Genomic DNA, 11,191 nt, shown 5'->3' on the forward strand with positions numbered 1-11,191 from the left:
TCATGATGGTACGATAAAAAAACGGGAACACGCCTTATGGCATGTTCCCGTTTTTTAATATCTGCCCATGTATGATTTGATTTCCCATTGATGGACCTGCTCCGCATAGTCGTTATATTCCTGATACTTGCCCTCGAGAAAGCGGTCCAGCGCATGTTTGCCAATTGCCGCTTCAATCAAAGGGTCGGCCTCCATCGCTTTCAAGGCGGAGTGAAGGTCATGGGGAAGGTGCTCTAGTTCTTTTTGTTTCGCTAGTTTATACAGATCGCCGTTTACCGGTTTGGGCGGCATAATCTTGTTTTTGATGCCCTCCAGTCCCGCTTTCAGCATCACGGCAAAGATTAAATAGGGGTTGGCAGTGGGGTCAGGGCTGCGATATTCAACACGGGTGCCGCTACCCCGGGAGCTTGGTATCCTGATTAGGGCGCTGCGATTGCTACTGGACCAGGTGATATATGTCGGTGCTTCGTATCCGGGTCGCAGACGTTTATAGCTGTTAATTGTCGGATTAGCAATTGCAGTCATCCCTCTTGCGTGTTTTAGCAGCCCGCCTATATAGTAAAGCGCTGTTTCACTCAAGCCACTTTCGGTATTTGGATCGTAGAAGATGTTATCATTATCCTTAAATAATGATTGGTTGCAATGCATCGCTGAGCCGTTCTGACCGGTCAACGGTTTTGGCATGAATGTGGCGTAGAGGTCGTGGTTTTTGGCAATATTTTTGACAATATCGCGGAAGGTTACCCAATTGTCTGCAGTTTGCAGGGCCTCGCCATATTTGAAATCGATTTCATGTTGTCCCGGCGCGACCTCATGATGGGAAGCCTCAATTTTAAAACCCATTTTCTTCATGGTCAGAACGATGTCCCGGCGGGCATCCTCACCTCTGTCGATGGGCGCTAGGTCGAAATATCCGGCTTTATCGTGGATGTCCAATGTGGGCATGCCTCTATCATCGGTGTGGAAGAGAAAGAACTCTCCTTCGGGACCGACATTCATTTCAAAACCCATGTCTTTTGCTTCCTTGAGCACCCGCTTTAAATTGTTGCGGGGACAACCGGGAAAGGGTGAACCGTCGGGGGAGTATACGTCACAAATCATCCGGGCCACACCCTTTTCCCGTGGCCGCCAAGGCATAATCTCCAGGCTGTCGGGATCTGGGACCAGGCATTGGTCCGATTCGTCAATGCGGGCAAATCCATCAATCGATGAACCATCGAACATCAGGCATCCGTCCAGGGCATTGGCTAATTCGTCCGTGGTAACGCTCATGCTTTTGAGAACGCCAAAAATATCCACAAATTGTAATCGAATGAACTCAATGCCTTGCTTAGATACTTTGTCAATCACTTCTTGTTTCTTGTCTTCAGAACAGTAGATGTAGAATCTCCACCTTATGTTTTAATAATGATTTTAATCTTAAATCGGAGTTTGGATTTAGTCGACATCCCGTTCGAAACTATATGAAAGAGCATCACTCCTCGTCTTTACTCAACTATTAATTATACCTGAAATAGTTGGTAAATAAAGCGGCGGGCTGCTAAGGATCCAAGCAGATAAGTGGGAATCATGGAGTAATCGGATTCCGATTGGCTCTCTGATAAAAATATTTAAGGATGCTGCTCTCTGCAGGAGTTGAGGCGCGAAAATAGAATTTGTTAGCAAAACGCGGAAAGGCAGATGATAAAATGGATATACCCCCAGTGCTCTGCAACAAAATATTGCGTGTGTTTGGCCCGCAGGGGCAGAAGTGGCTGGGGCAGCTCCCACAACTGTATCGCCGATGTGTGGAGAAATGGCACTTGAGCAATTGCCGGTTGTCCCCGGTTATTTCCTATAATCTCGTTTGTTTTGCAAAATCGCCGCAGTTTGGGCCAGTGGTCCTGAAAATCGGCATGCCAGTCCGGGAGCTATATACGGAAATTGAGGCCCTGACTCTATATAGGGGGCGGCAGATCTGCAATATTTACGCCGCCGATACCGAATTGGGGGCTTTTTTGGTTGAGCCGCTGGTGCCGGGTTATGATCTGACTACACTGAACAGCAGTAGTGAACGAATCGTGGTTGCGGCGGAGTTAATTCCACGCTTGCCGGTTGCTGCCGGCAGTTCCAGTGAACTGCCGACTTTTGCCCAACTTTTGAATGCTGCCTGTATTCGCTTTCGCAGCGAAAATGGGGGTGAAGCCCGGATGCGGCAATTTACTGAGCATGCGGAGTTTCTGTTTGCAGAACTTAATCAGCGTCCGCAGGTCCTGCTCCACGGCGATATGAACCACTGGAATATTTTACGGGCCGGGGAGCGGTGGAAGGCGATAGACCCCAAAGGAATGCTGGGGCCTGGTTGCCTGGAAGCAGGCCGCTTCATCACAAACGAGTTAAACATGGTGGATGCGTCCGCGCGTTTAGACTGTTTGCGAGAGGCCGTAACAGCTTTGGGCGCCGGTTTTGATGAAAATCCGAAAACAATCGCGCTCTGCACATTTATTGATAAAGTGATCAGTACATGTTGGTTTTTTGAAGAAGTGGTTGACCGAGATAGAAGCAAGCATGTGACTCAGTGTGAGTTGCTATGGGATTTTTACTGCGGATTGTAAAAAATCCCTGCGCAATTACAGGGATTTACGGGGTTTGAAGGTTTCACAATTTGTGTCTTCCGAACTATGAGCTCCGTTACTACCGCTGCGGGAACGGACACGTATAGACGTTGCAGCGCAACGCATACTCTTGTTGTGGACGCATTCTTCTACGGCACAGTGAATTTGATTTTTGGCCATACTATCCCTCCTTTGTCGGTACTATCTGCCAAAGGAGCGAAATTTATGCGTGGGGCGAGGTTGCGACGCTCGTCAGGATTCGACCCATTTTCAAGCCCATGGCCGAAGACTGCATCAGGCCGCGGGTGATGCCTGCGCCATCGCCCAAGGCATAGAGGTTTTTGAGATTGGTTTCGAATTGTTCACTAATCAAGATTTTGTTGCTGTAGAACTTTACTTCGACACCATAGAGCAGAAGTTCGTCACTGGCCAATCCGGGAACAACTCCGTCAAGGGCCTCTATCATTTCCTCCAAATCTTTCATGATCCTGTATGGAAGAACCAATGATAGATCTCCCGGGACAGCATCTTTTAAAGTCGGAGTAATATTGTTCCGATTCAGGCGCTTATCTGTTGTTCTACGGCCGCGTTTAAAATCGCCATAGCGCTGAACAATTATCCGGTTGCCCGAGAGCATGTTTCCCAACATTGCAATATGTTTCCCATATTCAATTGGCGACTTAAAGGGCTCGGTAAAGTTTTTGGAAACCAGCAACGCAAAATTAGTGTTGCGAGTCTTCAGCTCAGTGGATTTATACGCATGGCCATTGACCACGGCCAGATGGCGGTCATAATATTCTGTGGCAACCTCACCGGAGGGATTGCTACAAAATACCCGCACCTTGTCGTCAAAGGTGGGAGTGTAATAGACCAGCTTGCTTTCATAGAGGTTATCGTTCAGTTCCTTCATAATTTCGTCCCGGACTTCGACCCGGACACCGATATCGACTGTGCCGACAGCAGTTTTTATCTTATATTTCCGGCAGATATTATGCAGCCATTCGGCGCCTTCCCGGCCGACTGCCAAGGCGATTTTGCGCCCATATACGGCGTAAGTCTGCGGGTGCTGATTGGCGTTGCCCTTTTGGTCTATAGAATCCGAGAACTGTTCTTTGCTCTTGCTCTGAACTTGTACTCCTCTGGCAACGCCGTCTTCAACTATCAGGTCTGTGACCATGGTTTCAAAGCGCATTTCCACACCCTTGGAAGACAGATGTTTTTGGAGGTCGGAGTAGATTCTATAGCCCTCCTCGGTGCCAAGATGGCGTATAGGACATTCAATAAGCTTGAGGTTGTTTTGAATCGCTTTGCGGCGAATATTTCTAATGGCATCGTTTTCTTCTGCGCCATGAACGTGGGAATCAGCGCCAAAGTTGAGATAGATTCCATCAGCGTCTTTAATCAAAGCTTCTGTCTGCTCAAATCCAATTAGTTCAGGCAAAATACCGCCAACATCCGGTGAAAGCGAGAGTTTGCCATCACTGAAAGCGCCGGCGCCACTGAAGCCGGTTGTCACCCTGCAGCTGGGGGCGCAATGAATGCACCTGCCCAGATCCCGTTTGGGGCAAATTCGTTTTTCAATCGACCTCCCCTTTTCAATCATTAAGACTTTGAGGTCTTTATTGTTTTTGGTCAACTCATAAGCAGTAAAAATCCCGGAGGGTCCCGCTCCAACAATAATCACATCGTATAACATAGCCCAATTTTTTCCCCCTTTATGTACATAGTTTGGGCAATCAGCAATATTTCATGTTCTATCGGGTGTGGACGAACCGCCACTTGGAGAGCTGCGCTCCCCAGGCCAGATAATCTTCGCCAAACTGCTTTCGCAGGTCTGCCAGCACATGCTCTGCGGTAATCGCGCCCAGAACATAGTTATGGATATACACCGGGTCAATGCTGCGGAAGCTGTCCAGCGCCCAAACAGTTGGGTCTTCCACCGGCAGCAACCTGCCATAATGGTGATGATAGAGTGCCTCAGCGCACTCCGGTTGTTGGTTTAGGTCGTCTTCGAATTGAAAACTGATGGCGCAGCGGACAGTTTCCAGCAGACGTAATTCACGGACAAGGGCAAGTTCTTGGCTGGTTAGCATAATTTCAAGCCCGATATGTTCAGTTATGATTGCACTAGTCTCGTTTTCTACATCAGTCCAGAGTTTGCCCAATCCGCTGGCTGTGTTCAGAGTATGATACATGGCGTGTCCCAGCTCATGGAGAAGGATTGCCAGTTGATTGAGATTGGTAGTTGGTTTCAGAAGGATTCGTATATCATCGGGAACCGATACGGGGCAAACCCAGCCGCCAATCGGTTGCTCCATGATCTTAAAGGTCCAGTTCCGGGCATATTCGCTCCAACCCATTTTGTCGAGAAATAATCCAACCAGGTTGTGTGTGCTGGCAGCTTCCATGGTGTTTGCGCCCAATTGGCCCAGGTCCCGAAACCATGTAAGCCAATTCAAATTATACTTTCGCGTCAGTCTGCGGGCCACAGCAAGTTCGTTTCCAGATAGTCAGAAACGGTCTGCTTAACCTGCTCGCGGTCCAGGCCTTCGCAATGAAACACCAGTTCCGGGTAATTTGCAAAGCCAAAAACTTTCGCTTTCTGGTTTCGCAACACCATTAATTTTAGCACATCTGGTTTCATTCGTATGGCCAGCGTACTGCGGCTCGGATTATCATATAGGTAAGCGGATTGACTGTCCAGGCGATTGCGGAGCATAGATACTTCCGGGTCTTTGTCAACCAGGCCGCGAAGAAGTATCCTTTGTAGGTTAACGTCTCGGGATGAGGTAAGTAACTCCTGGTTAGCTGCAAGAAGCTGATAAATTTCGGCATCTATGTTGTTCAGGTTGTGCTCTGCGCGGTCTGCGTAATTTTCCCATTGCGCTTTTTGGCCGAGAAAAAACAAGTTCAGGTATTGTCCGGAAAAGTTTTGCATATAATCCCCCCGTGACATTTTATTCTGTTACTATTATAGCGGACTGGACAAGAAAAATGGAGTTTAGTGGCGAATCAAGCTTTGGCATCAAGCGGAGACAAAAAAATGAGTTCTCGGGAGAACTCATTTTTTTATAAACAATATACCGATGGTGTTGGGTCCACAGTGACTGGAGATGACACAGCCGGCCTGGGTAACAATCACTTCCCGCGCCTGGGTGTGTTTTTCCAGTTCTGCTTTTAGTAACGGTCCATCCTCACTAAGGGAGTGTGTAACAAAAATGCGCTCTGGAGATATTTCGTCTTTTTGGGCCAGGGCCGTTTCCAGGAGTCCGTTCAGCGCCTTCTTGCGGCTGCCCCGGAACTTTTGTGCAGGAATCATTTTCCCATCAACAACTTTGATGGACGGCCGGATCTTGAGCATCCCCCCTACTAAGCGGGTGATGCCGGAGCACCTGCCACCTTTATGGAGGTATTCCAGGGTATCGATTATAAATTCAGTTTCAACCTTTGGAGCCAGTTCCTGGATTTTCTCCGCAATTTCTGCTACCTCCAAGCCTTGGTCCCTGAAATCCACCGCTCGCATCACCAACAGGCCAATACCAGTGGACAGATTACGGGAATCAATTACTGTTACCTGCCCAGGCGGAAACTGCTCTGCCGCCAGGCGGGCATTACTGATTGTTGCAGATAACTCGCTGGAGATGCCAATATAAAGGATTTGTGCATTATTTTCAACATGGGGAGCAAACGCTTTAATAAAGTCGCCAGGCGAGGGAGCGGCAGTTGTTGGCAGCATTCCAATCTTTTGTACTTTTGTGTATAATTCTGAGGTCGACAAATTGATTCCGTCTTTAAAGGAATTCTCTTCAAAATTAACGTATAAGGGCACAATACCAATTTGATGACGTTCAATCAATTCCGGGCTCAAATCACAAGTGCTGTCAGAAAAAATCTTTATTCTTGACATCAGACTCCTCCTTTCCTTTACCTTAATATAGCAGTTATTATATATATAAGATAGCACGGTTTGTCCAATTATTCAATTTGCCAGGGTTACACAAATGTTACAACTGGGTTAAAATCCGGTTAAAGGATAGATAGAGTACAGAAATATACTATAATTAGGTGTGAAATCACAATTAAGTCTTGGGAGGCGTGAGTACTTATGAAAAACATTCTGAAACTGATGCTGGTTGTTGCTCTGGCTTCAATGCTGATGGTTGGTTGTGCAGAAGAAGCAGACAACGGAAACGATCAAGTTATTCTAATGAATGTAATGACCTTTGACGGTTTTGCTGGTGACGACCTCGTTGCTTTGGTTGTCGGCGAAGGTGAAGACGCAGAAACCTTCGAGTATGGTTTCGAAGACGGCGTTTTTGACGATGTTGCGGAAGGAACCGAGTTGGTTGTTTCTTACTACGTTGACGAAGACGGCAACGCCGTTGTTGTCGAAGTAGAAGAAAGATAATAAGCTTGATAGCTAACAGGCTGCCTTGAGAAGGCAGCCTGTTAGCTTTTATGAGACAAGGCCTGGGCAGGTCGATTATATTAGCTGTTGTAATTCTATCGGCTGGTTGTTGCTGAACCGTTTTGCGCTGGCAAGTACCCGCTCATCGATTGTAAAGTATAGTATCTGCCAGTGGTTCTGGGCTAGTTCAGATAACGCGGCCAGCATCGATTGAAGCCGTTCGCTGTCCACACAAAGGAACGGGTCGTCCAGCAATAAAAAACGCGGTTGTGGCAGTTGACCGGCGAGGGCAATGCGTACGGCCATATAGAGTTGATCTAACGTCCCCTGGCTGAGTTTGTCTGCCGACAGCCAGGTACCGTCAGGACGGCTGACCGACAGGTTCAGTTGGCGGTCGGCGCTTATTTGGCAATAACGCTTAGCTGTAAAGCGGTTAAACAGATCGTGGACAGGTTTTTGTTGAGCGAAGAGATCCGCCGCCCGGGCGGTTTCTTCTGCTTCGATTTTCTCCAAGATGGCAATTGCTGTCAGAGCCGCCTGACTATTGGTTTCTACCTCACGGCAAAACTCAGTGAGCACTTCTTTTCCGTAGTTCAGCATGCTCAAATTGGTAAAGTGTGACGGCAGTGGGGAGGAGGCGTATTCAGCGACGTTTATTTGCTGGCACCGGACTGCGAAATCTTGTAATACTTGGTTATGTGCATGGAGCTGTTCCCGGGCAGCGGTGAGTGCGGCGGTGATTTCGTCTTTGCGCTCTAGGTCCGCTGTTAGTCGCTGTTGATCGAAGTGGATACCCGGATCAACGGTTGGCGTCGGTGTTCCCAGTTCGGCTAGCTGTTTTTGGGTTTGGCGCAGTTGAACCCGCAATTCTTTCTGGTTGGCAAGTTTTTGCATATACTCTGAGAGGTCGCTGATTCCATGTTTGTTCAGCAGTTTGTCCCGTCGACTTTCAGCTGTTGCCGCCTGAGTAAGCTGTTGTTGAATCCGGGACAGCAACGATTGAGCATCTGCCTTTAATCTCCGTTGCTTCTCTTCAATATTGGCTACAGTTTGCTGGACGGTTTCTAGGGTTGACTGCCTGTCAGCCAGGGCTGCCGCCAATTGCTTAGGTGTGTCGGCTGCTAGCCCTAGTTCCGCTGCCTGTTGGTAGAGGCTGAAGATGCGCTGATTTTTTCGGAGCCGGAAGCTGTATGCAATTAACATTGTCGTAGCCGCAATGCCGGACAGAAGTGGTAACGCCGTTAGCCAGCCTGTGATGGTTCCCGTGGCGGATAGCGCCAGCCCGGCAATACTGGCTGCGAGCAGCAGGTAGAGGGGAAGCAGGGGAAGATCTACTGGGGCAGGCATCTGTCGGATTTGTTGGCGCAGATTATCGACCAATGGTTGTCGGTCCTGAAGCGGTTGGAGACGGGCTTGGGCATCAGCCAATGGATGGTCCAGGTCTGCGGCCCGGGTGCGCAAGTCATTTAACTCTTGTTGGAAGCCAGCTGCTGTCTGGCGGAAATTGCTTGCGCTTACGTCCAGAGCCATGATTTCTTTATATTCCTCGTTTGTGAACTGCGCCAGGTCATGGAGCATAGCTGCGTACTGCTCTTGTTGCCGGCGCAGGTGCTGCCATTGTTTGTATTGGTTCCAGGCACGGGCCTGGTTTTGCTGCTCAATTTTTTGGTTGAGAATGGTGAGTTGCTGTTGGAGTGCATCCAGTTTTAGCTCCAGGGCGTCCCGCTGGTCCTGCCGGGCAGTTTTAATGTATGCGTCTATTTCGGCCACCAGGGCGGCGGCTTTCTGTTTGCGTTCGCCCAGTTTGCCATGCTCCTGACTTTTGGAGAGCTGAGCGGTGGCAGTGGCATTTGTTAGGCGCCCCTGATTTTGAAGCAGTATCCGCAGACGCTGGATCCGGGTGGTTTCCATACCGGTTAGACGGTCGCTGAGGGAGCGGAGATATTCGGCGCCGGCTGTGAGACTAAGATCTTTGTTGCGAATCACAAATAGATTGCGCATGTCCCGGACGTTTATGTTCAAGGCTTTTGATAGCAAGTGCTGCCCGTCAAATGTATGGTTGCCATTTTGGTCGGCGCAGGTCACATGTCCACGGGGCAGGTTTGCCACCCGATCGATGTTTTCAAAATCCCGCAACTTGGCCCCCAAAAGTAATTTTAGCACTGCATCAATGGTCAGGGTTTTTCCACTTTCATTCCTACCGCTGATTACTTGCAGACCGGGGCTGGGGGTGATATGGATATTCTGGAGTGGACCATACTGCTGGATGTAAATATTGCGGATTTTCATTGGCTTGTCCCCGCTTTATCTGCACTGAAGGCGTTCAGGGCCAACTCAAGCGCCCGGCGGCGTAAACTGGGTTCACGGACTTCCGATTCCAAGAGCTCCCGGAAGCGACAGTACAGGGGGTCATCCAGTATGTGGGCGATACCCCTGAGGTTAAACTGGACAATCGCTGAATTAGCCATTTCGGTTACCTGCTGTCTATACTGTTCTTCACTGCCCCGGATGTATCCGTTTAGGACTAGGGATACCTGAGCGTAATCGGGCTGTTTCGCCAGGTCTGATATAATTTGGTTTAGTATATGCTCCTGATTCTCCGGGCTGATGGTGTATTCGAGCCTGGTATGGTGCCAGGTGGCCAACTCCAACTCGTTGCAACTCCCGTCCACCAATAGATTCACCTTTCGCTGCCCCTGTTCTCGGCTGGTGATTGACACAGGGGCACCAGGATAGACGAAAATTGTTCCGGAGGGAAGTCGGTGTTGCTGGTAACGGGTGTGAAAATGTCCGGCCAGAATAAATTGGTAACCGAGTCCGTCAAGGACATCGGCTGTTACCGGTAGGTAACGTTCTTCATCCGGACATCCGTAATCGCTGTTAGTATAGTGAGGGAGTGACCAGGTGCAGTGCAAAAGCAGGATGTTGTTGATGTCCGGATTAACTGCCTGACGCAGTTCGGAGATCAAGGGTGTGAAGCTTCCTTGGCGATAGGGGACAGCAACAAGCCTGTACTCTGGATAATCACGAATCGTGAGCGGTTCTCCGGTAAGCGCCTCAAATTGGCCACCAAAGTAATAGCCGGCGCTATAGGCAGCTGCGTCGTGGTTGCCGGGAATCGCCAGTATAGGGTATCCGGGGTCGTCAAAGAGTTGCCGCACCTGTGGACGTAGGAATTCTGCCTCCACAACACTATCGAAGAGATCGCCGGCAATCAACAGAAGCTGTATGTTTTCTTCTCTGCCGCACAGAAGGATTTGTTCTAGGGCTTCAAGGCGTTGCGGATGTTCACGGTGCAGATGGATGTCTGCAGTGTGCATAATTCTCATGGATTTCACCTCCCGTTATTTTCGGGACACATATTTGTTGTTGGCAATATAGAAACGGTAGGGTAAATCTGCCCCCTGAGTGATTCCGATTCGCGTGGTTATAATAATGTTGTCCGCCTGGACAGGCTCTGCTTTTTCCAGCCATAATTTGTCTCCGGACAGGCTGATGCCGTCATGGTCCATGGTGATTCCCAGCGCCTGACAGAGTCTGCCCGGTCCGGCGCACAAGAGCTCAGGCCTGTGTTGGTTCCGCCGCTGTTGCATGAGTGCCAGCCCCTTTAACGGCTCCAGAGCTCTAATTAACACCGCTTCGCCTACTCCTGCCGGCATCGTCACTACGTTGAAACAATAGTGAATGCCGTAAATTAGGTATACATAACTGTGACCCGGGGGGCCGAACATGCTGGCATTGCGCTTAGTAGGCCCTTGGTTGGCATGGCAGGCAGGGTCTCCCTGTAAATAGGCCTCTGTCTCTACAATTTTGCCTGCGACTATTCTTGATTCAGCTTGATGGACGAGTATAGTCCCCAGTAATTCCCTGGCGACTTGAAGGGTAGGCTGATTATAAAACTTTTTTGCTATTTTAGACATTTTCCTCCCTAGATGCAAGAACAGACGTTCTCTGGGTATTATAACATGTAGAAATGGCTACGGACAAGCGTCTCCCGAGTTTTACAGTTCAATGATTACAAAAACCCCAGCGAAGCCTGAAATCACTGGGATTTTCAATCTAGGACAAAAGAACTAAATTATGGTCATATAACCGTTGCTTTATCGAAGCTGTATTTGAGTTGTCTAAGTTCGCTAACCGTTGGCAGTTTTAGATTGGCGTTTATGCCCCATGAGTCAAGGATTAGCTG

Annotated in this window: 11 protein-coding genes; 2 read left to right on the plus strand and 9 right to left on the minus strand. The window is 49.0% G+C overall.

Annotated elements, in window-relative coordinates; genetic code table 11:
• Positions 1-54: 54 nt before the first annotated feature.
• The gene (gene glnA, locus FH749_08300; protein ID MTI95477.1) at positions 55-1,380 is read right to left on the minus strand and encodes a type I glutamate--ammonia ligase; all 1,326 of its coding nucleotides are present in this window, start codon (positions 1,378-1,380) and stop codon (positions 55-57) included.
• A 308-nt stretch (positions 1,381-1,688) separates the two neighbouring features.
• On the opposite strand from glnA, the gene FH749_08305 reads away from it, so the two are divergent.
• A complete protein-coding gene (locus tag FH749_08305; GenBank protein MTI95478.1) occupies positions 1,689-2,594 on the plus strand; it encodes a hypothetical protein in 906 nt (301 codons plus the stop codon).
• Between the two features lie 15 nt (positions 2,595-2,609).
• Here FH749_08305 and FH749_08310 read toward each other — a convergent pair whose 3' ends face one another.
• From FH749_08310 to FH749_08330, 5 genes are all read right to left on the minus strand, one after another.
• Positions 2,610-2,774: a DUF1540 domain-containing protein gene (locus FH749_08310; protein MTI95479.1), complete on the minus strand. Its 165-nt coding sequence runs from the start codon at positions 2,772-2,774 to the stop codon at positions 2,610-2,612.
• A 43-nt stretch (positions 2,775-2,817) separates the two neighbouring features.
• Positions 2,818-4,290 (minus strand): FAD-dependent oxidoreductase, encoded by a 1,473-nt coding sequence (locus FH749_08315; protein MTI95480.1) that lies wholly within the window; start codon positions 4,288-4,290, stop codon positions 2,818-2,820.
• 58 nt (positions 4,291-4,348) lie between these two features.
• The gene (locus FH749_08320; protein MTI95481.1) at positions 4,349-5,053 is read right to left on the minus strand and encodes a hypothetical protein; all 705 of its coding nucleotides are present in this window, start codon (positions 5,051-5,053) and stop codon (positions 4,349-4,351) included.
• 14 nt (positions 5,054-5,067) lie between these two features.
• The gene (locus tag FH749_08325; protein ID MTI95482.1) at positions 5,068-5,532 is read right to left on the minus strand and encodes a hypothetical protein; all 465 of its coding nucleotides are present in this window, start codon (positions 5,530-5,532) and stop codon (positions 5,068-5,070) included.
• A 123-nt stretch (positions 5,533-5,655) separates the two neighbouring features.
• Positions 5,656-6,501 (minus strand): DegV family protein, encoded by an 846-nt coding sequence (locus tag FH749_08330; protein MTI95483.1) that lies wholly within the window; start codon positions 6,499-6,501, stop codon positions 5,656-5,658.
• Between the two features lie 198 nt (positions 6,502-6,699).
• Between FH749_08330 and FH749_08335 the strand changes: the two genes are divergently transcribed.
• On the plus strand, positions 6,700-7,002 hold the full coding sequence (locus FH749_08335) for a hypothetical protein (GenBank protein MTI95484.1): 303 nt from the start codon (positions 6,700-6,702) through the stop codon (positions 7,000-7,002).
• Between the two features lie 75 nt (positions 7,003-7,077).
• On the opposite strand, the gene FH749_08340 is transcribed toward FH749_08335, so the two are convergent.
• Genes FH749_08340 through FH749_08350 form a run of 3 tightly spaced genes read right to left on the minus strand, consistent with a single transcriptional unit; the run spans position 7,078 to position 10,922 of the window.
• Positions 7,078-9,291 (minus strand): hypothetical protein, encoded by a 2,214-nt coding sequence (locus FH749_08340; protein MTI95485.1) that lies wholly within the window; start codon positions 9,289-9,291, stop codon positions 7,078-7,080.
• On the minus strand, positions 9,288-10,331 hold the full coding sequence (locus tag FH749_08345) for a hypothetical protein (GenBank protein ID MTI95486.1): 1,044 nt from the start codon (positions 10,329-10,331) through the stop codon (positions 9,288-9,290). Before FH749_08345 ends, FH749_08340 begins: the two co-directional genes overlap by 4 nt.
• A gap of 15 nt (positions 10,332-10,346) precedes the next feature.
• Entirely contained in the window at positions 10,347-10,922 is a 576-nt protein-coding gene (locus tag FH749_08350) for a DNA-3-methyladenine glycosylase (GenBank protein MTI95487.1), read from the minus strand.
• Positions 10,923-11,191 lie beyond the last annotated feature (269 nt).

This window comes from Bacillota bacterium (genome assembly GCA_009711825.1).
Lineage (GTDB): Bacteria > Bacillota > Proteinivoracia > UBA4975 > VEMY01 > VEMY01.

Bases quoted from the DNA above. Each gene is read 5' to 3' on its own strand.
- FH749_08315 (MTI95480.1), bottom strand. From the start codon at position 4,290: ATGTTATACGATGTGATTATTGTTGGAGCGGGACCCTCCGGGATTTTT.
- FH749_08335 (MTI95484.1), top strand. From the start codon at position 6,700: ATGAAAAACATTCTGAAACTGATGCTGGTTGTTGCTCTGGCTTCAATG.
- FH749_08340 (MTI95485.1), bottom strand. From the start codon at position 9,291: ATGAAAATCCGCAATATTTACATCCAGCAGTATGGTCCACTCCAGAAT.
- FH749_08330 (MTI95483.1), bottom strand. From the start codon at position 6,501: ATGTCAAGAATAAAGATTTTTTCTGACAGCACTTGTGATTTGAGCCCG.
- FH749_08350 (MTI95487.1), bottom strand. From the start codon at position 10,922: ATGTCTAAAATAGCAAAAAAGTTTTATAATCAGCCTACCCTTCAAGTC.
- FH749_08310 (MTI95479.1), bottom strand. From the start codon at position 2,774: ATGGCCAAAAATCAAATTCACTGTGCCGTAGAAGAATGCGTCCACAAC.
- FH749_08345 (MTI95486.1), bottom strand. From the start codon at position 10,331: ATGAGAATTATGCACACTGCAGACATCCATCTGCACCGTGAACATCCG.
- FH749_08305 (MTI95478.1), top strand. From the start codon at position 1,689: ATGGATATACCCCCAGTGCTCTGCAACAAAATATTGCGTGTGTTTGGC.
- FH749_08325 (MTI95482.1), bottom strand. From the start codon at position 5,532: ATGCAAAACTTTTCCGGACAATACCTGAACTTGTTTTTTCTCGGCCAA.